Raw genomic sequence first — 22,061 nt, 5'->3', positions numbered from 1 at the left:
TGTAAATTGTCACTTGCAAAGCAAGCAATGATAACGCCTGCGGGGGATGGACGTGACGCTCGACCAAAACAATATGCGAACGACATTCGAGATAAACGGCGTCAGCTACGACATCATCGATCTCCCCGCAGAGGCGGGGGACTGTCTGGCCCGCATGCCCTATGTGCATCGCATATTGCTGGAGAATGTGCTTCGCACCGGAGACGACGACGCTGTACTGGCGAAAGCGGCGATGATCGACTGGCTTGAAACCGGTTTTAGCGAAGTCGAAATTCCGTTCCTGCCGAACCGGGTCCTGATGCACGACACGACCTGTGGTCCGGCTTTGGTCGACATTGCCGGAATGCGTTCTGCGCTTGCAGAAGCCGGGGGCGATCCCGCCCGGCTCAATCCAGTTGTTCCAGTGGATGTCTCGACCGACCATTCCGTTGCCGTGGATGTGTTTGCGACCTCATCGGCGCTCACGCGCAATATGGAGCGCGAATATGAGCGAAATTCGGAACGATACAGCTTCATGAAATGGGCGACAAATACGCTTGCCGATTTTCGGACCCATCCCCCCGGCACGGGCATCATGCACACGCTTAATCTCGAGCGCCTGGCAACCGTTGTGACCTCGCAGCGGCGCGACGGGATGTTATGGGCAATGCCGGACACGCTGATCGGTACGGACAGCCATACGCCGATGATCAATGGCATCGGAGTGCTTGGCTGGGGTGTCGGCGGGCTGGAGGCAGAAAGCGTGTTTTTCGGCATGCCCGTCGCCCTTCGCGTACCTGACGTCGTTGGTGTCCGGCTGACAGGAGCGTTGAAAGAGGGCGTGCTTGCCACGGATCTCGCGCTGGTCATCACGCATCTGTTGCGTCAGATCGACCTTCAGGATAAATATGTCGAGTTCTATGGTCCGGGCGTTTCCGGTCTGACGGCGGGCGACCGGGCGGTCATCGCCAATATGACGCCGGAATTCGGAGCGAATAGCGGTTATTTCCCGATAGATCGTCAGTCCGTCGACTATCTGCTCAGGACCGGGCGCACACCGGATCACGCGGCCTTCGTCGAGGTTTATGCCAGACGTGTCGGAATCTGGTTCGACCCCGATGCCAATCCCCGCTACACCGCAACCCTTGATCTCGATCTTTCAAGCGTCGAACCAAGCCTTGCCGGACCATGCCGCCCTCAGGACAGGATTTCGGTCAGCGCAACGCGCCATGCGATTTCTGCCATGAAGAAGGCCGGCACGATTTCCCTGGAAGGTGAGCCGAACGATGGCGCCGTCGCAATCGCGGCGATTACCAGCTGCACCAACACGTCCGATCCCCGGCTCATGATCGCAGCCGGGCTTCTGGCCCGCAAAGCCAATGCTCACGGTCTGCGTCCACCGCATTGGGTCAAAACCTCGACCGCTCCGGGTTCACCGACGGCGGAGCGCTATCTCCAGCGTGCGGGGCTGATGACCGATCTGGAGGCCGTCGGTTTTGGCATTGTCGGTTATGGCTGCACCACCTGCATCGGTAATTCCGGTTCACTCACCAGTCCGGTTGCAATGGCAATGGCGGAACGGAACATTCTTCCCGTGGCGGTTCTTTCCGGCAACCGCAATTTTCCCGGCCGGGTTCATCCGCAGCTGGAAGCCGGGTTTCTGGCCTCGCCGCCCATGGTCGTGGCTTTTGCGCTGGCCGGTACGGTCGAGCTCGATATCATGAATGATCCTCTTGGCATCGCAGAAGACGGTACTCCCGTAACGCTTCCGATGATCTGGCCGACCGCTGCCGAGATCGATGCGGCCATGGAGATGGCGTCAAGGGTTGAGGATTTCGCGCCGGCCTATGACGCGGCCGAGGCAAGCAAGGCGTGGAAGGAGCTTCCCGCGCCCACAACGACACTTTTCCCCTGGGATGAAAAATCGACCTATATCCGCCGGCCGCCTTTTTCCGGCTTCGGCAAGGGAACGAGGCTTGGCGCCTATCAAGCCCATCCTATTCTCGTGCTCGGCGACGACATCACCACCGATCATATCTCGCCCGCGGGTGCCATTCCCGCGACGGGCGACGCAGGACGGCATCTCATTGATCGTGGCGAGAATCCGCTTGATCTCAATGTCTTTTCTTCCCGGCGCGGCAATTGGGAAGTCATGATCCGTGGCCTCTTCACCAACAGGACCGTGCGCAATCTTCTGGCGGCGGATATTCCTGCGGGCTCTACCATTCATGCGGGAACGGGAGAAGTTCTCCCGCTCTGGGATGCTGCCCAGCGATACGAAGCCGAAGGCAAATCCGTTGTCGTTGTGGCGGGTGAACGTTACGGAATGGGATCTTCCCGCGACTGGGCCGCAAAGGGCGTCGCCCTCCTGGGGGTTCGGGCGGTGCTGGCGGCAAGTTTCGAGCGCATTCACCGCTGGAACCTGATCGGCATGGGTGTCCTGCCACTGCGGCTTCCGCAAGGGCTGAAGCCCGAACAGCTTGAATTGACAGCCCGCGATACAATCATGGTCAACGCCGATGCCCTGTCGATCGCACCCCGTTGCGCGATACCCGTGACGATCACGCGGCCCAGCGGCGATTCCATCTCTTTCGAGGCATCTGCGGCGATCGAAACCCGGGCGGAAATCGCCATTTTGCGTGCTGGTGGGGTTCTGCCCCTGATCCTTGAACGCCTGCACCGGCCTGCCGGGAAACGTCAGCGCGCCTGACGTCCCTTTTGCGTGCTTTCGCGGACAAGGGACGCTCGGCGCCGCCGTGAATGCTTTAGTGTCCCGGATGCAGTGCATCGTTGAGATACATGCAGGTGAGCATGGTGAAGACATAGGCCTGAATGCCGGCCATCAGGAATTCCAGAGCCGTGATGGCGACCGTCATGAAGAGTGGCGCGATCGCGCCGATTACCCCCAGCGCATTAATGCTGGCGAGGGAGGCGACAAAACCCGCAAAGACCTTCAGGGTGATATGGCCCGCAAGCATGACCGCAAACAGGCGGACGGAATGGCTGACGGGGCGCGAAATATAGGAGATGATTTCGATCGGCACGATGATCGGCGCCAGGATTGCCGGGATTCCAGCGGGTTTGAACAGGCCGAAAAAACCAATACCGTGTTTGAACATGCCATAAAGCGTGACGGTGCCGAACACCATCATGGCGAGGCCGAAGGTGACGATGATCTGGCTCGTTACGGTAAAGGCATAAGGGAACATGCCGATCATGTTCGCGAAGAGGATGAACATGAAAAGCGAGAACACGAAGGGGAAGAACCGCATCCCCTGTTCGCCGGCATTGTCACGCAGGGTCTTGGCAACGAACAGGTAAAGCATCTCCGCGCTCGATTGCCAGCGGCCGGGCACGAGGCGGGCCTTGCCGGTTGCCAGAAGCAGGAATGAACTGGCCAGTGTGACGGTGAGAAACATGTATGCCGAAGCATTAGTGAAGCTGAGGTCGATATCCCCGACTGTAATTTCAACGAGAGGTTTGACTTCGAATTGGTCGATGGGGCCGGCCATGACAGGTCCTTCAGTAAATTGCGACAATGACGGGGATGCGCCGGTGTTCGAAGTCGCGGCTGTGCCGGACGCAGGAAGACCGTGCGTGTGGTGGAAAGTCAGAAATAGGGAGGGTGTTCGGTATATCGGCCATTCTGATCCCAAGATTGAGAGTCAGGGCCGTCCCCGGAACGTTTCAAGGCACGGGTCGTCCCGCGCGAGGGCTTTCTAGCCAAATCGGTGGCAGGTGGCAATCGTTTTCGGGCAAACGCATCAGCGCGGGAAAACCGGACCAGATGGTTGGCGACGAGAACGAAGATCAAGACCGCCGAAATCCGCGTCACCCAGCCTGGCGAGCGTTGATTTGCACTTTTTGCGACCGTTTCTGAAATGTCCTGATAAAGCATTTCGGGAGCGTTCCACATCATGAATCTCGCGATCATGGGGTCGTCCCCGTTCGGTTTGAAGCGCGCGCGGGCCGTCCCGCGATGCCGTGGCCTCAGGCCGTAAACAACAGGAGGCCAAAGATGACGAACAGCATCAGATGCAACAGTCCCTGCGCCGCCGAGGTTCGCCTGCCCAGATAGGTCAGGGTTGTCAGCGCAACCGTCAGGGCAAACAGGATGGTTTCGGTGGGCGAAATTCCGAAGATCACTGTTTTGCCGGTGACGAGGCCAACCGTCAGGACCGCCGGGACCGTGAGCCCGACAGTTGAAACGAATGCGCCGAGGCACAGATTGATTGACCGTTGTGTCTCGTTGTTCAACGCGGCCTTTACGGCCGTGATCGATTCGGGTGTAAAGACGATGATCGCAATAAGAACGCCGCCAACGGCCACCGGGGCACCGGCCTGCGCAACGCCGTAATCAATGACGATGGCAAGGTCATGTGCGAGCAGCACGATCGGCAGCATCAATCCGATCAGAAACATCGAATGAACGATGTTCTTTTTGCGGGCATGACCGTCCGTCGGATGGTCTGGAGCCTGACGCTTGACGGGTTCTGTCAGCCTGATCGACATCCGGCCCGGTGCCGGTTGCATGAAGTGGCTGCGGTAGCGGCCCATCTGCAGGGCGAGGAAACTGCCGTAGACAATCACGGTCACGAGAGAGATGACGATGGCCTGGAGAGCGGTAAATGTGCCATTGCCTGCGGGGAGCGTGTTTGGCACCAGAAGCGCGACGCCGGCCAGAACCACCGTCATCGCAATGAAGGAAACGGCGCCGGGCGCATTATATTCCTGCTCGCCATAACGCATCGCGCCCGCCAGAAGGCAGATACCTGTCACGAGGTTGAGGATGATCATCATCACCGCGAATATGGAATCTCTTCCGATTGTCGGCGCTTCATTCGGCCCCAGCATCACCGCCGCAATCAGGATCACTTCGATTGCAACGATCGACAGCGTGAGAATGAGTGTTCCGTAGGGTTCACCCAGTTGATGTGCCAGCTCATCGGCCTCTTTCACTACCCCGAAAGCCGCCATCAGGATCGTGGCGAAGAGAACGAGAAAGCACGAGATGGCAATGGTTGGCGTCATATCAGGCGAGAGCCATGACTGGCCGGACAGCTGGAAAACGGCGACGACCAGCCAGGCCACGACGAGTTTCGGCCAGGGAGTGCGGAGAAAGGATGGAGATTTGTCAGACATTGCAGGCGACCTCTATCTGGGGTCGTCCCCGGCAATCTGTCGCATTCGGGTCGTCCCGAACGAAGCTCTGTCAAGCTGTTGATGTCAGCGATAGCATGGCAGGGTTCCTGAAAGCAATGGCGCAGTCGGGCCACCGCCTTGATGACAGGCGCCATTGGTGATAGCACGCAGTTGTGCAGGACGACCTGCGCCATCCGGATCAATTGGGGACGGCCCCGTGTCTAAAGAACACGTGGAGCAAGGCCATGATCTCTCATAACTGCCCCGAACAGACCGGTATTTTTTCTTCAGCACGACCCTGTTGAGCGGTGCCGATGATGTTGAGCGCCGACATTATTTACTGGTCCGCCACCCTTGCCCAGGGCATGCTTCTGCTTGCCATGGTATTCGCCGCATATCGGCTGATCAAGGGTCCAAGGGCCCAGGATCGTGTCATGGCAATTGATACGATTTACAATATTGGAATATTGCAGGCGCTGGTGCTGGCGATCAAAACCGGAAACGCCCTGTACCTTCCCTTCATTCTGATACTCGCAATTCTCGGCTTCGTTTCGACGGTCGCACTTGCGAAGTTTCTGATGCGAGGTGAGGTGATCGAGTGATGCGGCATCATTTCCGGGGCGTATAACGGGTCTCGTGGAGTGTCTAAAGAACAGAAAAGCGCGGCCATCTTAGATTGGCCGCGCTTGATATTCTTGCCGAGACGAGTGCCGGACAGAAGGACTGCCGAGACCCTGTTAAGTCTCCTTGCGTGGCTGTTTTTCCGAGGTTGGCCGATCCGTGCCATTCGTGATCGAGGCTGCGAGGAGGGCCTGTGTCGGGTCCGCTCCCTTGAAACCGGCCTGTGCGAGGATTTCATCGAGAACCGGCTTCTGCGCGGTGAAGCTCAGCAGCTGGCTTGAAAGATCGCCCAGGCCATTGCCACCTTGTCCATCGCTGCCGCCACCAAGTGCGCCGGCCAGATTTCCGGCGCTGAAGATGCGGATGTCGGAAATCTTCTCGATCGGCTTCATCGCTTCGGCCAGCGCCTCGGGGATGATGGCGATCCGCGCGCGGGCAAGTTCGAATTCGATGATGTCGCCGGATAGCGCATTGCGTGCATCGTTTTTCGCACGCTCCGCCTGCGCCTCGGCATCACCGAGCGCGATGACGCCTTCGGCGCGGATTTTGGCTGCCTGCGCCTCGGCTTCGGCGCCGATCTTGGCGGCGGCGGCGAGGTTTTCCGCAGCTTCACGTTCGGCTTCCGCCTTCACGGTGATCGCCGTCGCTTCCTGTTCGGCCGCCTTGCGGGCGTCGATCACGGCAATGCGTTTGGCACGTTCGGCGATTTCCACTTCGCGGGCGGTTGCCACCTGTTCTTCGGCGGTGATGGCGGCTGCCTTGGCTTCATCCGCCTTGGCACGCGCAGCCTGTTCCTGTTCCACCTTCTGGGCAACGGCGATCGCCGCTTCGATCCGGGCGGTTTCGGTGATCTTGCGGGCTTCCGCCTCGCGCTCGGCGATGCCGCGCTCGGCCTCGATGCGGGCGGTCTCGCGGGCCTGGCGGGCTTCCGCATCCCGCTCGGCAATGCCGCGTTCGGTATCGAGCTTTGCGGTCTCCTCGTTCAGACGGGCGGCCTGTTCGGCACGTGCGGCTTCTGCCCGGGTTTCCGCGGTCTTGTTGGCGATATCACGTTCCTGCGTCAGTTCCGCATCGCGCTGTTCGCGCTCGATGGTCAGGCGGCGCAGCACGGCTTCGCGGTCCTTGGTGGCGATTTCGACTTCGTTGTCGCGGACGATCTGGTTGCGCTCGCGTTTGCGCTCCTCGGTGATCCGCGTCAGCGCCGTCAGGCCTTCCGCATCGAAGGTGTTGTTGGGGTTGAAATGCTTGATGTCGGTCTGGTCGAGCCGCGTCAGCGACACCGATTCCAGCTCCAGACCGTTGGACTGCAGGTCATGGGCGACGGCCGCCTGCACGGATTTGACGAATTCGGCACGCTGTTCCTGCAGGTCGCGCAGCGACATGGTCGCGGCGACCGAGCGCAGGCCGTCGACGAACTTCGCCTCGACCAGGGATTTCAGTGCATCGGCGTCGTTTGTCCGGTCGCCAAGCGTCTGAGCAGCGAGCGCGATATTTTCGGCGTCCGGCTTCACGCGCACGTAAAATTCGGCGGTGATATCGGCGCGCATGCGATCCTTGGTGATCAGCGATTCATGTTCGGATCTCTTCACTTCCAGCCGCAACGTGCTGAGCGAGACCCAGGAATAGGAGTGGAAGATCGGCAGAATGATTGCGCCGCCGTCGAGTACGACTTTTTTGCCGCCAAGGCCGGTTCTGACATAGGCCTTGTCGCGCGTCGAGCGCGTATAAAGCGATGTCATGATGATGCCGATGACGACGATCGCCGTGACGATGGCACCGGCAATCAGGCTCAAAGAAAAGAAGTCCATGGTGAATTAACCCCTGTTGTGCCCGCTATTATGAATTTTTCAGATCCGGCGGTGCGGGGATGGCCTGGAAAAGCCCATCCGCCCCATCGACGATCAATACCTGCGCACCCGTATCGATCGTGTGACCGGATGCGGCCTGCGCGCGCAGGAAGTGAATATTGTCATGCCGGTCCTTGACCCGCACGGTGCCGGGCTTGCCCTGGTCAAGCGGCCCGATGGTGACGACGCCTGTGAGCCCCAGAAAGTCGGCCTGCTCGAGCGCGTTGGTCTCATCGCGTGGAATGACCTTTGCAACAGCAAGGCTGAGCGACCGCGTGGCCGGAATGGCCACGGCAACCGCGCCGCTCATGGCCAGAGGGAGCGGCAAGGGCCCGAGAAGCACTGTGGAAGCGACCCCCTGAATGAAGAAACCGGTAACGGCAAAAACCGAAAGCAGAATGACCGCGAGAACAAGCAGCGGCACGCCGCCGGCGTTGAGCCAGGACATCCAGCTTCCCAGCAGCCCCGCTTCGGTATCGCCCGGCGCATGGTAGCTGAAACTGTCGTCCAGCAGCCCGGAGGCCGATACGCCGAGCAGGACCGAGACGAGTTCGACAATGCCGAGACCGGCGACCGTCAAGAGGGCGATCCAGAAGGGGGCTGTGCCTGGCTGGACAATGCCTTCCATCAGCGTTCACCCTCCCGGAAAGCCTTGAGCCGCGCTTCGATGGCGCTCTGTCGCTGCATGCGGCCCAGCTCCTCCACCTCGGCTGCGCCGGTATTGGGCTTGGCCGGTGTGCCGGTCACCCTTTCGATCGCTTCCAGCGCCTCGGCCAGACGGCGGTCATTGCGCTGGGACGGGGTGGCGTCCACGCTGGCAGGTGCGGCGCGTTCGGCACGCTTGGCATCTTCGAGCCGCTTTTGCGCATCCGCCTTTGCAGAGGCGATGCTGCGCAAGGTGGTTTCCGCCTCGGCAATTTCGGCGGCATTCTCGAGGATCGCCTTGTTCAGCGCTTCGCGCTGCGCCTCCAGATCGATCTGCAGCCCGGTTGCGGCCCGTGCCAGATCTTCACGGCCGTTTTCCAGCCCGATCCTGATCTTGTCGTCGAGGTCGCTGATTTCTTCATCGAGATCGGCGGCCTTCGATTTGAGGCGATGGCCGGCGGCAACCGCCACGCCCAGGGCCGTTCGCGCTTCCTCGGCGATCTTGGCAATTTCCCGCACGGCCTGTTGTGCAACGGCGACCGGATTGGACGCCTCGGCCGCGTCGACGGCATTGTTCATGACACCGGCGATGACACGCCCGAGCCGCCCGAGAATACCTTCATTGTTCATCGAAGCCTCCCTGTTCGGTTGGAAGCCGGTTTTTATGCCGGCATGGATGCTGATGGTTTCGCCCTCGAAAACGAGGCGCGCTTCTGAAAAGTCATTCCAGCCGTCGTGATAACCACGAACGGTGTAGGGCACGACGACGCGGCCCGAGAGGGTGGCGATGCTGAGGCTGTCAGGCCCCTTGACCGAAAACAGCTTGCTGTCGAGCGGGATGTCGCGCACCGGCTCCTGCGGATCACGCTGGCTATGGTCGCGTAAAGCCAGCGTCACCATGCGGGATGGGAGGCCTGTCTTGACCCTGATTTCCTCATAAGCTGCGGCATGCAGCGCCACGAGGTTGGCGCCTTCGGTCTGATCGAGGATTGCCATCGCACGTCGATAGGCAAGAAGCGTTTCTTCAAGGGAAGATCGATCTTCCCGTGAAAGATTGAGTACCAGAACGACGTTGGACAGAAGTTTCGTGCTCATGTGAAATACATAAAGCACTCCATTGGTGCTTTCAAGGGGCTGCGCCAGTTTTTTCAACTCTGCATAAGCTGATTTCCCGCTTCAGATGTAATTTATAATGTACCGAACCACCGGCCAGCGGCTTCTGTAAGTTCCTCCTTGTCAGGAGTTGACCCGGTGGCCCAGGCGACGATGCCATCGGGACGCACGAGCACGGCGCTTAAGTCGAGGTGGTTGACGGCATTGCCCGCCTCATAAGCAATTCGCCCGTTCCAACGGCCTGCAAGCGCTTGAAGCGATTCATCCGCGTCAAAGTCCAAAAGCAGAGCTTTGCCTTCTCTCAGAAGTTCGCCGGTCTTCCTTCCATCGGTCAGTACGAAATCCGGAACGCTGCGGCCGACAAGCGGATGTTGGCCGCCAAGCTCATAGTGCAGGGAAACACCCCAGACACGCTCGGCGAAATATGTCGCGCCATCGCGGGTCTCGATGAGATCGCGGATGATGGCTTCCAGCGCCCTTGTGCTCGGGCTCGGGCGCATGAGAGCGACCTGCGCGCGCGACCAGTCGAGGACCTGTGCTCCCACCGGGTGCCGCTCGCCGGTATAGGTGTCCAGCAATCCGTCCGGGGCATCGCCGCGGATCGTCGCTGCAAGTTTCCAGCCAAGATTGAACGCATCGCCCAGCCCGAGATTAAGCCCCTGCCCGCCAAGCGGAGAGTGTATGTGCGCGGCATCGCCCGCAAGCAATATTCGGCCGTTGCGGTAAGTCGTGGTCTGATAGGCGCGATCCGTCCATGTCGTTGCAAGGCTGAGGCCCGTTATCGTGATGTCGCTGCCGGAAACATGCCGCAGCACTGTCTGCACATGCTCCGGCGTTATCGGCTGGGTTCGGTGAAACCGACCGCCGTCGAAATCGACCATCGCGATGGTTCCGGGCTCTTGATAAGTGTACATGCCGGTCGACGTGTAGTGGCGGCCCGGAGCGAGCTTTTCAGGGTCAGCCATTTCGACCTTAACGGAATAGCCGGTGAATTCCGGATCGGTACCGACGAAATCGAAGCCGCCCGCCTTGCGCACCGTGCTGCGGCCGCCATCGCAGCCAACAAGCCACCGTGCGTGAAATATCTGGCCGCCGGCGCGAATGGTCACGGCCTCATCCGACTGCTCGATGCCCTCGACGCCAAGGCCGCGTCTGATCTCGGCGCCCATTGCGGTTGCACGTCTTTCCAGAACGGTTTCGATCTCTTCCATGCTGGAAGCGATGGTAACCGGCGTCGAATCCGGCAAGCGATAGGTCCATTTTGACGTATCGATATTATCGTGGAAGAACTGGATGCCAGCGAAATGGCCGCCCGGTCGGCGCTGCTGCTGCATCCAATGCGCGGTCAAGCCATGGTTGCCGTTTGGCTGCTCTTTCGTTGGCTGCTTTTCGGTTATGTCCTCCAGCAGGCCGCGGCGATGGAAACTTTCGATGGTGGGCACGGAAAGACCCCGCATGCCGAAGGGGAGTTTCTTAAGCGGAGAGGAAGGGTCGGGGGCCTGCTCCAGCACCAGAACAGAAACTCTGGCCAGGCGTAGCTCGCAGGCGAGAAACAGACCGACAGGACCAGCGCCGGCAATCACGACATCGTAAATCTGAGGGGTATTTGACATGAAATGCTCCTTTGGTCGTTCGACCGGAGCAGCTCATCGTTTTGAGAACCACACGGACGAACAATTTGACGCCCTGACAGCGTCGTTGTTCGTCGTGGGACTCATGCGCGGGGCATGGACAGAGCTTTCGTTTCCGAAAGGACTTGGGCTAGACCACACCAAGTCGTGCCTTTTTCGACATTTCTTCTATAGTCCCGAACCGGCCGGTCGGCAAGACGGGATACTTGCTTTCCGGCCGTGGCTGCGCAGACAGGCCTTTTCAGCCTGCTTTTGCCGGATTGGCTTTGCGTGGTCCGAGATAGGGCTTGCGCTCGTTCTCCAGCGTATTGGCCGTATGGCGAAGCCGCAGCAGATCCTTGCGGGCCACGAGACCAACAAGGCGACCAGTTTCCGCATCAACGACAGGGATGCGGCCCGTGTCCGTCGCAAGCATCAAATCCGCGACATAACCGATGGTATCTTCTGGATGCGCCACGGGAGCCGAGGTGTCGGAAACGCGCTCGTCGAGGCTCTGATCGGCAAGCGCCGGGTTCTGCTGCCATTGCAGCGCATCGCCGCGTGAAACGATGCCTTTCAGCACGCCTTGTTGATCGACAACAGGATAAATCCGATGCGTGTTTTCGGTGGTTGCGAAGAAAGCGGAGGCATCGCCGACGCGCATATCCGCCGGCAACGTATCGACCGTATCGATCATGATGTCGCGGGCGCGGGTATATTCGAAGGGGTCGATGCCGTATTCGCGGGTGATATGCTGGCCGCGCCGCGCGATCTTTTCCGTCAGGATCGAGCGGCGTAGCAGAAGGACCGTTACCGCATAGGCGGAAATGGTGGCGGCGAGCAGCGGCAGCAGGGTTGAGACGTCACCTGTGAGTTCGACCGCAAAGAAGGTGCCGGTGAGCGGCGCACGCATTGTCCCGCCCATCATCGCTGCCATGCCCAGAAGCGCCCAGAAACCGGGATCGCCGGGCAGCGCCAGACCGACCAGCCATCCAAGCGCGCCGCCAAGGATGAGGAGGGGTGCGAGCACGCCGCCTGATGTGCCTGACGAAAGCGATATGAGCCAGATGGCGGATTTGACCAGCAATATTGTCAGGACCGCCTGCGGCAGCAGTCGGCCGTTCAGAAGGCCGTCGATAATGTCGTAACCGACCCCAAGCGCGCGCGGCTCGATTAGGCCACCGAGGCCAACGGCAAGGCCGCCAATTGCCGGGCACCACATCCAGTGGATCGGCAGGGCCTCGAAGGCATCCTCTATCCGATAGAGCAGGGTTGTCAGAAGGCCCGATTGCAGGCCGGCTATGATGCCCACCATGGCGCACAGGCCGATGCCCCACCATGGCAGGTCCATGTGGAATTGCCGGGGAAAGAGCGCGCCGGCTTCAAAAAGGAAAGGACGCCAGCACGCCGAAATGCAGGTGGCAAGGGCGACGGGAATGAAGCTTCTCGGTTTCCATTCGAACAGCAGCAGTTCGACGGCGAGTGTCAGGGCGGCGATCGGCGAGCCGAAGATGGCGGTCATGCCGGCTGCCGCACCTGCGACCAGAAGGGTCTTGCGCTCGGCGGCGCTCAGGTGAAAACACTGGGCGAACAGCGATCCGATCGCGCCGCCGGTCATGATGATCGGCCCTTCCGCACCGAACGGCCCGCCGGTGCCGATGGAGATTGCCGAGGAGAGTGGCTTCAGGACGGCGACCTTCGGCGACATGCGACTGCCGCCGATGAGTATGGCTTCGATCGCTTCGGGAATGCCGTGGCCGCGGATTTTCTCCGATCCGTACCGGGCCATCAGGCCGATGACGAGGCCGCCAAGCACGGGGATTGCCACCATCCACAACGAACGTGGCGCTTCGGCGGGAGAACTGGCTGCCATGCTCAGCTGCCCGAACCAGGCGAGATTGGTGACAAGCGCGATCAGGCTCACCAGCAGCTTTGCGGCGAAAGCGCCGCCGGTGCCGACGATCAGCGCCATGCCGATAAGGGCCAGAACGCGGCGGTCGGTCGTAAAGTCGCCCGCTTCACGCCGGGCAAGGCCGCCCGTGAAATCGTGTAGCCGGCGGTGAGGCGTGGTTTTCGGCATGGCATTTTCCGTTGCTGTGATGTGGATGGCGGCGTCAATACATCGTAATACGATATAAATCAATATAGGTATGGGGAAGTGACGCGCTGATCAGCGGCTCCGCACTGGCGGAGCAGGCCGTCCTGCGCTAAGCCGGACGAATGGCGACGGGAAGATATTTCCGCCTTGGGCGCCTTGAGCAGGATGAATCGCAGAGAGCGGGAGTGTGGAAAATGCCAAAGGACAGGTTGAGCGATGCCGATTACGAGGCCCTTTCCAACCTGCGCTACACGCTACGACGCTTCATGGATTTCAGCACCTCTGCAGCGCAAGAGGAGGGGCTTCCGGCCCAGCAACATCAGGCGTTGCTTGCCATCCGCGGGCATCGCGATGAAGAGGCGATGACCGTCGGCAGGCTTGCCGAGCGGTTGCTGATCGCACCCCATTCGGCAACGGAACTTGTGGGCCGGCTGGTCACCGCCAACTATCTCACCCGGCACACTGACCCCGCCGACCGCCGCCGCCAGACACTGGCGCTGACGGACAAGGCGCAGGCCGTTCTGGAACGGCTGACCGCCATTCATCTCACCGAAATCCGCGAGATGGCGCCACGGTTGATCGATATTCTCAAGACATTGGAAGAGGCGCGCGAGCCGCTGAAATAGGCGGCGCTATCCGCTGCTACCCGGAGGCCGTATCAGGGCCGATGTTCCCGGAATGCAGCGGCAAGCGTGCGCAACGCCTCGCGGGATCTGCTGTCGGTAAGGGTGGAGAACATCACGACTTCAGTGGAGGGCAGCAACGGCAGGCCGAAGCGCTTGCTGACCTCGACCGTGCCGGGCGGTGCAAGACGGCAGGAAAAGGCGGAAATGGCAAGGCCGGCGGAGACCGCGGCCGTAACCATCGACGAGGTGCCGCCAAGAAACACTTCCGTCCAGGCAATGGCGGCCGAATCCAGCGCGCGGGCGGCAATGTCGCGCACACCGCAGGCGGGTGAAAGTGCTGCCAGCCGCAGGGGCTCGCCCTGCCGGTGTTCGAACTGCGGAGCGGCGTACCAGCCGAAATGCTCCGCACCCAGCACCTCGCCGTCGCGCCGGTCGTCTTCACGCCGGATGATCGCGGCGTCGATTTCTCCACGGTCAAAGGCGTCCAGCAGCACGCGGGAATTGTCCATGCGCACTTCGATCGTCAGCCCCGGATCATGAGCATTAAGCCGCGCCAGAAGGGTTGGCACCTCCGGCCCCGCAACATGGGCGGCAATGCCAAGGCCAAAACGGCGGCGCGGAGATGAAAGGCCGGCAAGGGCACGATCATGCGCGGCGAGGAATTCGCGGGCGGGCGCCAGAAACACCGCACCTTGCGCTGAAAGCCGCACCGACCGGGGCGTGCGCTCAAGCAGCCGCTGGCCCAGCCGGTCTTCCAGCCGCTTGAGCTTGACGCTGATGGCGCCCTGGGTGGTTCCCAGCGCTTCGGCCGCGCGGGTGAAGCTCTGCATATCGGCGATGGTTACAAAAGCCTCGACGGCATCCACATCCAGCGTGCGCATATCGGTAATTCCAATTTGTTGTCTCTGAAATAGCCAATCATCCAATTCAGTTATGGTCAAGCTTTGGCTAGTTTGCGTTCGGTTCCGCAGACCGGATTTCGCTTTTGCGATCCGACCCATGAAAGGCTGAAGAATGACCCTTGCCGTTACCGCACCCGCAGGCAGCAGAAGCGCCATGGCGCTCGCTGCCGTTTGTCTTTCCGCCCTGATGTTCGGACTGGAGATTTCCAGCGTTCCGGCAATCCTGCCGACACTCGAACAGGTGCTGCATGCGGATTTCCGGCAGCTTCAGTGGATCATGAATGCCTATACGATCGGCGTGACGGTGGTGTTGATGGCGACAGGCGCGCTGGCCGACCGCTTTGGCCGCAAGCGCGTCTTCATTGCCAGTATTGCAGCTTTTGCGCTTTCGTCCCTTGCCTGCGGAATGACGGAAAATGTGGTGGTGCTGATTGCGGCACGTTTCCTTCAGGGACTGAGCGGCGGTGCGATGCTGGTGTGCCAGATCGCCATCCTGTCACACCAGTTCCGCACGGCTGGTGAGCGTGGCATGGCATTCGGCTGGTGGGGCATCGTCTCCGGTGTAGGGCTGGGCTTTGGCCCGATTATCGGCGGGGCCATCGTCGCGTTGTGGAGCTGGGAATGGGTGTTCCTCGTTCACGTGGCGCTCAGCACCGGCACTTTGCTGCTCGCAGTGGGCGGCGTGCGGGAATCGCTTGATCCGGAAGCGACCCGTCTTGATCTTGCCGGCATCGCCACGCTGTCGCTGGCCGTGTTTCTCCTTGCGTTTTTCATCACGCAAGGCCCTGAACTCGGCTTTGCCAGTCAGGCCGCGCTTTTGATCCTCGCTGGGTCCGTCGCAAGCTTCATTGCCTTTCTCATCGTGGAAAAGCTCACGCCAAGGCCTATGTTCGATTTTTCCGTGTTCCGCATCCGGCCGTTTTCCGGGGCCATCATCGGCTCGGCGGCAATGAACATCAGCTTCTGGCCCTTCATGATCTATCTGCCGATCTGGTTTCAGGCGGGTCTCGGTTATGACAGCGTCACCGCCGGTCTTGGTCTGCTTGCCTACACGCTGCCGGCGCTGGTGATGCCGCCGCTGGCGGAGCGCCTGTCCCTGCGTTATCAGCCTCGTCTTGTCATACCTGCCGGGCTGTTCATCATCGGTCTCGGTTTCATGCTGATGAAATTGGGCAGCGGCATCGAAAATGCCAACTGGCTCACCATGCTGCCCGGCTGCATTCTTTCTGGCATCGGGCTCGGATTGACCAATACGCCGGTCACCAATACGACCACGGGTGCGGTGCCGCCGGCGCGTTCCGGCATGGCGTCCGGCATCGACATGAGTGCGCGCATGATCTCGCTTGCCATCAATATTCCGGTCATGGGCTTCATTCTGGTGGAGGGCGTCCGCTCTTCGCTTCAGGCAAACCTACCCGGCACGGATATGAACGCATTGCAGTTGCTCGCTGAAAAGGTTGCGGCGGGAACCGCGGAAGCGTCGGGGCAGGGCCTGTCGGAGGTGCTCGTCCATCAGGCGCTGGCGGATGGCTTCGGCCTGGTCATGCTTTATGCCGGTATCAGTGTCTGGCTGCTTTCCGCCATCAGCTTCGTGGTCTTCGGCCCGGTGCGAAAACCCGCCTGCGATTGATGTACCGCAGGCGAATGAGGCGCACCCCCACCGGTTTTGCCGATAGGGGTGCGCGCTGGTCTTTGCGGGTTCCGCCGCAGTTATTTCAGCTGCGTCACGGTCAGCTTGCCGTTCACCCGCTCGGCGACGAATTGCACTTTCGCGCCTTCCTGCAATTTGGCCAGCATGGCTTCGTCCTTTACGTCGAAGACCATGGTCATTGCCGGCATGTCCAGGTTTTTCAGTTCCTCATGGATAAGCGTGACCTTTTTGGCCTTGGCATCGAGTTTCTTCACCGTGCCGGCGGTGAATTCCTGCGCGAAGGCGCCGGCGGCGGAGGCAATAAAGAGGGCTGCGGCGAGGGTGGTGTTGATGATTGTTTTCATGGATCGGTTTCCTTGTTTGCTTACTTTTTGGCAACGGTGACATCGCCGTGCATGCCGGCGTCGTAATGTCCGGGCACAAGGCAGGCGACCTTGAAGACGCCGTCATTGGTGAACCTCCAGACGATTTCCCCCGTCTTGCCAGGCGCCAGGCGGATGGCGTTCGGATCGGCATGTTCCATCTCGGGGAATTTTTCCATCAGCCCCTTGTGTTCCATGACCTTCGCTTCTTCATCGAGAACGAATTCATGATCGAGTTCGCCTTCGTTCTTGACGGTGAAGCGGATGGTCTGGTCCTTGCGGACCTTGAAGCTGTTGGGCGTGAAGATCATCTTGCCATCCGGTGTTTCTTTCATACTGACGCGGATGGTCTGGGTGACTTTCGTGGCGTCGCCGGGCTCACCCACGGCCATCGCCTCGCTATGTCCGCCGGCGTGGCTGCCGGCCGCGAGCGCGGGGGTTGCAAGTGCTGCCAGCACAAGGCCAAGAATTGCAGTGTTCATGTCGTTTTCCTTTTTCGTTTGGGAATGTTGATGATCAGCCACGGTTCGAATGGGGCGATGGGGGCTGCGTGCTTGCATCTTTGGCTTTGGGTGCGTCGGGCAGGTTGCCCGTCCACTCAAAGGCCTGTGTGCCGGGTGGGTTTTCATACCAGCCCGGATCGGCGTAATCGCCTGCGGAGATACCTTCGCGGACCTTCACCACCGAGAACATGCCGCCCATTTCGATGGGGCCGTGCGGACCCCAACCGGTCATCATGGGCACGGTGTTTTCGGGTATCTCCATCGACATTTCGGCCATGTCAGCCATGCCGGCGGTGCCCATCGGCATGTATTCGGGGCGGATCTGCCGGATTTTCTTGGCGACTTCCTTTTTGTCGACACCGATGAATGTCGGGATTTCGTGACCCATGGCGTTCATGGTGTGGTGCGACTTGTGGCAATGGATCGCCCAGTCGCCCTCATATTTGGCGTCGAACTCGTAAGCGCGCATCGCGCCGACGGGAATGTCGATGCTGACTTCCGGCCATCGCGCCTCGGGTCGCACCCAGCCGCCATCGGTGCAGGTGACCTCGAAGTCGTAACCATGCATGTGGATCGGATGATTGGTCATGGTCAGGTTGCCGACCCGCACCCGCACCCTGTCATTTTTCGACACGACCAGCGGATCGATGCCGGGAAAGACCCGGCTGTTCCAGGTCCAGAGATTGAAATCGGTCATCTCCATGACACGGGGCACGTAAGTTCCCGGGTCGATGTCGAAGGCGCTGAGGAGAAACACGAAGTCCCGGTCCACCGGCATGAATGCCGGGTCCTTGGGATGCACGACGAAAAAGCCCATCATCCCCATGGCCATCTGCACCATTTCGTCGGAATGCGGGTGGTACATGAAGGTGCCGGATTTCACGAGATCGAACTCGTAAACGAAGGTTTTGCCAACCGGAATATGCGGTTGCGACAGGCCGCCGACACCGTCCATGCCCGAAGACAGGATCATGCCGTGCCAGTGAACCGTCGTATGTTCGGGCAATTTGTTGGTGACGAAGATACGCACCCGGTCACCCTCCACAGCTTCGATGGTCGGGCCGGGGGACTGGCCGTTGTAACCCCATAGATAGGCGGTCATGCCCTCGGCCATCTCGCGTTCCACCGGTTCGGCGACGAGGTGGAATTCCTTGACTCCGTTGTTCATCCGGAAGGGCAGGGTCCATCCGTTGAGGGTGACGACCGGGTTGTAATCCGGGCCGGTTGAGGGGCGGGTGGGTGTCTGGGTCGCAGCGCCTTCCATGCTGGCTGCTTCCGGCAGGCCCATATTGGAAGTCTGCGCCCAGGTTTTGGAGGAGACGAGCGCTGCGCCGGCGGCGCCTGCTCCAAGCAATTGTCTTCTGCTGAACATTCCCGTTTCCTTTCTCAATGACCGCCGCCTGCCGGCGCTTCCGCCGATGCGACTTCGGTTTCGGCCGCGGCACTGCCCGTGCTTCCGCCATAGATGACGGGGGCAAGGTTGGCTTCGGCCAACCAGAAGTCGCGCTTGGCGTTGACTGCGAGGATGGTGGATTCGATTTTTTCGCGGGTATCGGCGATCAGCTCGAAGGTGCTGGTAATCATGCCGTTATAGGACAGCAGTGATTGTTCCTCGATCGCGCTGCGCAGGGGCAGGACATTGTTGCGGTAGTGGCGCGCAATGTCGTAATTCGACCTGTAGGCCAGATGGGCGGAACGGGCCTGCGAACGGATGTCGACGGCCAGCCCGGCCAGCTGGTTGGCCGCCCGCATATAGGCGAGTTCGCCCTTGCGCAGACGCGCCTGCCCGGAATCGAAGATCGGGATCGTGAAGGACAGCGAGCCGGTTCTTGCAATGTCCGAACGGGTGGCACCGTCCTCGCGCTCGCGTTCCTTCTCCCAGTTTCCGGCCAGCTCGATATCGGTGACGATGCGGGTGGCGTCTTCCAGACGATAGGATTGTGCAGTTGCCTGCAATTCGAGGCGGGCGACCTGCAAATCCATGCGTTTGTGAATTGCTTCCGCTTCGATATCGTTGCGCGCTATCAGGGTCTTGGGCAGGGAAGGAAGCCGGTTCGGTATCTGGAACTCGGCGTCCGTGCCGGAAAGGCCCATCAGCCGGATCAGCTCTTCCTTGGCGAGTTTCGCTGCCAGTCGCGCCTTTGCCGTTTCTCCCGTCAGTTCCGCATAGAACACATGCTCGCGGGCCTGATTGGCCTTGGGCATCGAGCCCGCTTCACCGATCTTTTTCGCAAGTTCCGAAGAGGCGTCGGCTGCGACCTTCGCCTGGTTGAGATAGGCGACGTTTTCCCAGGCGGCCACGGCGTTGATCCATGCCCGGCGGGTTTCCGCGGCAAGCGATACGGTGGCGATCGCCGCATTGACCTGCGCCTGGCGGAAGCGCGTATCCGCCAGCCTGATATTCTTGTCATAGGTCGCCAGGGCGAGAATATTGGCGGTGACGGCTCCTTCAAGCACGCGATACATGGCGAGCCCGGGCGTTCCGATGCCGTTCAGGCTGACGGAAAAGGTCGGAAAGACGGAGAGTTGCGTCTGCCAGGCGTCGGCAGCGCTGCCTCCAAGATCCGCATAGGATGCCTGCAGCCCCTTGTTGTTCAGCAATGCAACCTGAACGGCGGTTTCGACGTCGATGGTCTTTTTGGCCATCAGCGCCTTGACGCGGTCGCGCACCATCTGTGCCTGCTGCTGGTTCTGCACCCAGACAGTCTGCTTGCCGGTTGCCTCGGCGCTTTTCAGCGTTGCATCGGCAAAGCCGGCATCCTTGGCGGCATAATCGGTCGTAACACAGCCTGCCGCGATGAGAGGAAACAGAAGGGAGGATACCAGTCTGATAGGACGTATGATCATCACGCGCCTCCCTTTACCGGCGCCTGTGCGTCGTTCAGACCACGCCAGGGTTTCGGATCGACGGGAACGCGGTGCGTGTAAGCTCCGATCGGGTTTTGATAGGGTATGGGCCTGAGGCTGGAGACGGTGTCGGGGCTGTCGGTCGATATGACAACTTCAGGTAAGGTGGCTGCGCATCCGCCCGCAAAAAGCGGCAGGGCAACCACCAGGAACAAACGTTTCATGGTGAAAATCCGGGAATAAGATCATGATTGCTCCAGCACGCTCACGCATGCAGGTGCAGGAAAGCCCGCAAAGCGGTTCCGGATATTCAGATATTAGGGGGGCGTTGAAGCTTCGGTGCCAGACCGGCGGCATGCGTATCGTCGATAAACGCACGCAAGGAAATGACGGTCGGATGGCTCAGGGATGAAGAGGGGCACGGAATGGCCGCGACACCACAATAATCCTGGCAGCAGGAATTCTTCGATTTTTCCTTGCTGGCGTGGTCGTGTTGATCGGCGTGGTCGCCGTGATCCTGAACGGCGGCGTCGTGGTGACCCCGGCCAGCCGAATGGTCGTTTTCGATCTGTGAGATCGGCACGTCGTTTTCGGCATGCATTGCGGCATTGACGGTGGAAACGCTGTAGCCCGCCAGTGACAGTACCATCACCAGTCTGAACAACAGGGCCATCAATTTCGATGCTCGCAACATCCCATTCATGCGCTGTAGAAGAGCCGCAGTCCTGAAATTTGTCAATGGGTATCGCCCATAACCATCAACAAATAGGTTGGGCTCTACCGATCCAGCGCAACGATGCCCATCTCCAGTGTCTTTCCTGCCCAGAGCCCGCTCATGACGGCCTTCGTGAAATGGCGGTCCGCAGCTGTGAAGTTCTCCCCGAGAAAAAGCAGTCGTCTCTGCTGGGAAATTTCACTGACAAGAAACTTCGACAGCGGTTTCTGCAGCAATTCATCATGGGGCGGCAATTTCCGCTTTGCCGAAAAAGCGGCCAGAAACCCCCTCACCGAAAGGTGACGACAGGATTGGCGGCAACGCGCATCCGGAAGAGGACGGTGCGCTTCAGTGCGCGCGCCAGACGAAGGTCATGATGGTCCAGAGCAGGGTGAATTCGGTTCGCGATCACGGCCGTAACCTTATCCGTTATTAGAAAATCTCCATGAACGCGTCGTCGAGAATCAGCAGCTTGCGCGCCTGTGTGCGGGCATATTCCTCGTAAAACCCCTGTGAGATCCAGAGGGCGGAACGGCCCCGCTGCCCGGTCCAGCCGATGCCACCGATCATTTCGGCCGCCGCAAGTTTGCGGCTGACATGGGTCCGCGACAGTGAAAGCGATTGCGCCAGTTGTGAGGCCGTCTTCACATCCGTCAGGTGCCTGCCATGTTCAAGAGGGCTTTCCCAGTCGATACCGGCAATCAGGCGGTCCATCAGCAAGCCGCCGGCATCAAACCAGTTGAAGATGATGGAAAGCGGGCCGGGGCAGCGCACCTCCGGATTGGATAACAGCGCCTGTGCCACGCGAGGATGGATATGTGCGAGCATGGTTTGGGACTCTTCGATGAAGCGTGAGGCCCTCAACCCCTCGTCGATAAGGTCCAGTGCCTGAAAATGGACGTCATACCAATGGGCGAGCATCGCCAGCGTCAATGGTGAAGGTGCTACGCCATCGACCCTGTCGCTGTCGGATTGGGTCACCGGTCTCGTCAGCCCGCGTTTCAGCGCCTGCTTGAAGAAAGTGTAGGCACCCTCGTGGCTGGCGAGGCCGTTCTTCAACGCCAGCTGTGCGAAATCCTCGCGGGTCAGGAAGGGTTCTCCCGTTTCCGTCTCGCAGATGCGGCGCTTATGGAAATAAAGCGCCACCAGCGCGTGGCAGAGAAGCCGGCTCTGACGTGTGGCGAAAAGCGCGGTCATCTCGGGTGAACCTTCATAAAGGCTTATGAAGCTACCGGCCAACAGGCGCAACGCGGCCGTGAAAGATGCGGTTTGAACCAGCGCGTCGATTTCGCTCAGGGGTGGCCTGCTGCCTCTCGTGGCATTATCCGGCAGCCGGGAAATCGCAAAATCGAAAAAATTGGTCATGGCGCGCGCTCCTCGAATTGCCGGCATCACCTCTC

At 60.2% G+C, this 22,061-nt stretch carries 21 protein-coding genes; 4 read left to right on the top strand and 17 right to left on the bottom strand.

Annotation, left to right across the window (positions count from 1 at the left end):
- Nucleotides 1-73: 73 nt before the first annotated feature.
- A complete protein-coding gene (acnA, locus tag EXN68_RS20195) occupies nucleotides 74-2,689 on the top strand; it encodes an aconitate hydratase AcnA (RefSeq protein WP_142842623.1) in 2,616 nt (871 codons plus the stop codon).
- A 55-nt stretch (nucleotides 2,690-2,744) separates the two neighbouring features.
- On the opposite strand, the gene EXN68_RS20190 is transcribed toward acnA, so the two are convergent.
- From EXN68_RS20190 to EXN68_RS20180, 3 genes are all read right to left on the bottom strand, one after another.
- Nucleotides 2,745-3,491: a F0F1 ATP synthase subunit A gene (locus EXN68_RS20190; RefSeq protein ID WP_142842542.1), complete on the bottom strand. Its 747-nt coding sequence runs from the start codon at nucleotides 3,489-3,491 to the stop codon at nucleotides 2,745-2,747.
- Between the two features lie 98 nt (nucleotides 3,492-3,589).
- The gene (locus tag EXN68_RS20185) at nucleotides 3,590-3,913 is read right to left on the bottom strand and encodes a hypothetical protein (RefSeq protein WP_142842541.1); all 324 of its coding nucleotides are present in this window, start codon (nucleotides 3,911-3,913) and stop codon (nucleotides 3,590-3,592) included.
- A 56-nt stretch (nucleotides 3,914-3,969) separates the two neighbouring features.
- Complete coding sequence (locus EXN68_RS20180) at nucleotides 3,970-5,121, bottom strand: calcium:cation antiporter (protein WP_161991409.1); 1,152 nt, start codon at nucleotides 5,119-5,121, stop codon at nucleotides 3,970-3,972.
- A 317-nt stretch (nucleotides 5,122-5,438) separates the two neighbouring features.
- On the opposite strand from EXN68_RS20180, the gene EXN68_RS20175 reads away from it, so the two are divergent.
- Nucleotides 5,439-5,723, top strand: coding sequence for a K+/H+ antiporter subunit F (locus EXN68_RS20175; RefSeq protein WP_142842540.1), 285 nt, complete (start codon nucleotides 5,439-5,441; stop codon nucleotides 5,721-5,723).
- Nucleotides 5,724-5,858: 135 nt separating this feature from the next.
- Here the strand turns inward: EXN68_RS20175 and EXN68_RS20170 are convergent, their stop codons facing one another.
- From EXN68_RS20170 to EXN68_RS20150, 5 genes are all read right to left on the bottom strand, one after another.
- Nucleotides 5,859-7,550, bottom strand: coding sequence for a flotillin family protein (locus EXN68_RS20170; protein ID WP_142842539.1), 1,692 nt, complete (start codon nucleotides 7,548-7,550; stop codon nucleotides 5,859-5,861).
- A gap of 28 nt (nucleotides 7,551-7,578) precedes the next feature.
- Nucleotides 7,579-8,217: an OB-fold-containig protein gene (locus EXN68_RS20165; protein WP_142842538.1), complete on the bottom strand. Its 639-nt coding sequence runs from the start codon at nucleotides 8,215-8,217 to the stop codon at nucleotides 7,579-7,581.
- Nucleotides 8,217-9,329 carry a PspA/IM30 family protein gene (locus EXN68_RS20160; RefSeq protein ID WP_142842537.1) on the bottom strand — a complete coding sequence of 371 codons (1,113 nt, stop codon included), beginning with the start codon at nucleotides 9,327-9,329 and terminating at the stop codon, nucleotides 8,217-8,219. The genes EXN68_RS20165 and EXN68_RS20160 overlap by 1 nt, the downstream gene beginning before the upstream one ends.
- A 92-nt stretch (nucleotides 9,330-9,421) precedes the next feature.
- Nucleotides 9,422-10,960 (bottom strand): FAD-dependent monooxygenase, encoded by a 1,539-nt coding sequence (locus EXN68_RS20155; protein ID WP_142842536.1) that lies wholly within the window; start codon nucleotides 10,958-10,960, stop codon nucleotides 9,422-9,424.
- A gap of 259 nt (nucleotides 10,961-11,219) precedes the next feature.
- Nucleotides 11,220-13,037 (bottom strand): chloride channel protein, encoded by a 1,818-nt coding sequence (locus tag EXN68_RS20150; protein WP_142842535.1) that lies wholly within the window; start codon nucleotides 13,035-13,037, stop codon nucleotides 11,220-11,222.
- Nucleotides 13,038-13,249: 212 nt separating this feature from the next.
- Between EXN68_RS20150 and EXN68_RS20145 the strand changes: the two genes are divergently transcribed.
- The gene (locus EXN68_RS20145; protein ID WP_142842534.1) at nucleotides 13,250-13,681 is read left to right on the top strand and encodes a MarR family winged helix-turn-helix transcriptional regulator; all 432 of its coding nucleotides are present in this window, start codon (nucleotides 13,250-13,252) and stop codon (nucleotides 13,679-13,681) included.
- A 32-nt stretch (nucleotides 13,682-13,713) separates the two neighbouring features.
- Here EXN68_RS20145 and EXN68_RS20140 read toward each other — a convergent pair whose 3' ends face one another.
- Nucleotides 13,714-14,562 (bottom strand): LysR family transcriptional regulator, encoded by an 849-nt coding sequence (locus EXN68_RS20140; RefSeq protein WP_161991408.1) that lies wholly within the window; start codon nucleotides 14,560-14,562, stop codon nucleotides 13,714-13,716.
- Between the two features lie 133 nt (nucleotides 14,563-14,695).
- Here EXN68_RS20140 and EXN68_RS20135 point away from each other — a divergent pair, with 133 nt between their 5' ends.
- The gene (locus EXN68_RS20135) at nucleotides 14,696-16,213 is read left to right on the top strand and encodes an MFS transporter (protein ID WP_142842533.1); all 1,518 of its coding nucleotides are present in this window, start codon (nucleotides 14,696-14,698) and stop codon (nucleotides 16,211-16,213) included.
- Nucleotides 16,214-16,293: 80 nt separating this feature from the next.
- On the opposite strand, the gene EXN68_RS20130 is transcribed toward EXN68_RS20135, so the two are convergent.
- From EXN68_RS20130 to EXN68_RS20100, 8 genes are all read right to left on the bottom strand, one after another.
- Complete coding sequence (locus tag EXN68_RS20130; protein WP_142842532.1) at nucleotides 16,294-16,578, bottom strand: copper-binding protein; 285 nt, start codon at nucleotides 16,576-16,578, stop codon at nucleotides 16,294-16,296.
- 20 nt (nucleotides 16,579-16,598) lie between these two features.
- Nucleotides 16,599-17,078, bottom strand: coding sequence for a cupredoxin domain-containing protein (locus EXN68_RS20125; RefSeq protein WP_142842531.1), 480 nt, complete (start codon nucleotides 17,076-17,078; stop codon nucleotides 16,599-16,601).
- 34 nt (nucleotides 17,079-17,112) lie between these two features.
- A complete protein-coding gene (locus EXN68_RS20120) occupies nucleotides 17,113-18,471 on the bottom strand; it encodes a multicopper oxidase family protein (protein WP_142842530.1) in 1,359 nt (452 codons plus the stop codon).
- Nucleotides 18,472-18,485: 14 nt separating this feature from the next.
- Complete coding sequence (locus EXN68_RS20115) at nucleotides 18,486-19,946, bottom strand: TolC family protein (RefSeq protein WP_142842529.1); 1,461 nt, start codon at nucleotides 19,944-19,946, stop codon at nucleotides 18,486-18,488.
- A complete protein-coding gene (locus EXN68_RS20110; protein ID WP_142842528.1) occupies nucleotides 19,946-20,170 on the bottom strand; it encodes a hypothetical protein in 225 nt (74 codons plus the stop codon). Before EXN68_RS20110 ends, EXN68_RS20115 begins: the two co-directional genes overlap by 1 nt.
- An 86-nt stretch (nucleotides 20,171-20,256) precedes the next feature.
- Nucleotides 20,257-20,619, bottom strand: coding sequence for a hypothetical protein (locus tag EXN68_RS20105; protein ID WP_237681434.1), 363 nt, complete (start codon nucleotides 20,617-20,619; stop codon nucleotides 20,257-20,259).
- Between the two features lie 331 nt (nucleotides 20,620-20,950).
- A complete protein-coding gene (locus EXN68_RS28080) occupies nucleotides 20,951-21,073 on the bottom strand; it encodes a hypothetical protein (RefSeq protein ID WP_271044301.1) in 123 nt (40 codons plus the stop codon).
- 20 nt (nucleotides 21,074-21,093) lie between these two features.
- Nucleotides 21,094-22,026 carry a hypothetical protein gene (locus EXN68_RS20100; RefSeq protein WP_142842527.1) on the bottom strand — a complete coding sequence of 311 codons (933 nt, stop codon included), beginning with the start codon at nucleotides 22,024-22,026 and terminating at the stop codon, nucleotides 21,094-21,096.
- Nucleotides 22,027-22,061 lie beyond the last annotated feature (35 nt).

This window comes from Martinezella rhizogenes (assembly GCF_007002745.1).
GTDB classification, from domain to species: domain Bacteria; phylum Pseudomonadota; class Alphaproteobacteria; order Rhizobiales; family Rhizobiaceae; genus Agrobacterium; species Agrobacterium cucumeris.
The sequence above is the reverse complement of the archived record's forward strand: the minus strand, read 5'-3'. Positions and strand labels throughout refer to the sequence as shown.

Bases quoted from the DNA above. Each gene is read 5' to 3' on its own strand.
- acnA (WP_142842623.1), top strand. From the start codon at position 74: ATGCGAACGACATTCGAGATAAACGGCGTCAGCTACGACATCATCGAT.
- EXN68_RS20190 (WP_142842542.1), bottom strand. From the start codon at position 3,491: ATGGCCGGCCCCATCGACCAATTCGAAGTCAAACCTCTCGTTGAAATT.
- EXN68_RS20185 (WP_142842541.1), bottom strand. From the start codon at position 3,913: ATGATCGCGAGATTCATGATGTGGAACGCTCCCGAAATGCTTTATCAG.
- EXN68_RS20180 (WP_161991409.1), bottom strand. From the start codon at position 5,121: ATGTCTGACAAATCTCCATCCTTTCTCCGCACTCCCTGGCCGAAACTC.
- EXN68_RS20175 (WP_142842540.1), top strand. From the start codon at position 5,439: ATGTTGAGCGCCGACATTATTTACTGGTCCGCCACCCTTGCCCAGGGC.
- EXN68_RS20170 (WP_142842539.1), bottom strand. From the start codon at position 7,550: ATGGACTTCTTTTCTTTGAGCCTGATTGCCGGTGCCATCGTCACGGCG.
- EXN68_RS20165 (WP_142842538.1), bottom strand. From the start codon at position 8,217: ATGGAAGGCATTGTCCAGCCAGGCACAGCCCCCTTCTGGATCGCCCTC.
- EXN68_RS20160 (WP_142842537.1), bottom strand. From the start codon at position 9,329: ATGAGCACGAAACTTCTGTCCAACGTCGTTCTGGTACTCAATCTTTCA.
- EXN68_RS20155 (WP_142842536.1), bottom strand. From the start codon at position 10,960: ATGTCAAATACCCCTCAGATTTACGATGTCGTGATTGCCGGCGCTGGT.
- EXN68_RS20150 (WP_142842535.1), bottom strand. From the start codon at position 13,037: ATGCCGAAAACCACGCCTCACCGCCGGCTACACGATTTCACGGGCGGC.
- EXN68_RS20145 (WP_142842534.1), top strand. From the start codon at position 13,250: ATGCCAAAGGACAGGTTGAGCGATGCCGATTACGAGGCCCTTTCCAAC.
- EXN68_RS20140 (WP_161991408.1), bottom strand. From the start codon at position 14,562: ATGCGCACGCTGGATGTGGATGCCGTCGAGGCTTTTGTAACCATCGCC.
- EXN68_RS20135 (WP_142842533.1), top strand. From the start codon at position 14,696: ATGACCCTTGCCGTTACCGCACCCGCAGGCAGCAGAAGCGCCATGGCG.
- EXN68_RS20130 (WP_142842532.1), bottom strand. From the start codon at position 16,578: ATGAAAACAATCATCAACACCACCCTCGCCGCAGCCCTCTTTATTGCC.
- EXN68_RS20125 (WP_142842531.1), bottom strand. From the start codon at position 17,078: ATGAACACTGCAATTCTTGGCCTTGTGCTGGCAGCACTTGCAACCCCC.
- EXN68_RS20120 (WP_142842530.1), bottom strand. From the start codon at position 18,471: ATGTTCAGCAGAAGACAATTGCTTGGAGCAGGCGCCGCCGGCGCAGCG.
- EXN68_RS20115 (WP_142842529.1), bottom strand. From the start codon at position 19,946: ATGATCATACGTCCTATCAGACTGGTATCCTCCCTTCTGTTTCCTCTC.
- EXN68_RS20110 (WP_142842528.1), bottom strand. From the start codon at position 20,170: ATGAAACGTTTGTTCCTGGTGGTTGCCCTGCCGCTTTTTGCGGGCGGA.
- EXN68_RS20105 (WP_237681434.1), bottom strand. From the start codon at position 20,619: ATGGCCCTGTTGTTCAGACTGGTGATGGTACTGTCACTGGCGGGCTAC.
- EXN68_RS20100 (WP_142842527.1), bottom strand. From the start codon at position 22,026: ATGACCAATTTTTTCGATTTTGCGATTTCCCGGCTGCCGGATAATGCC.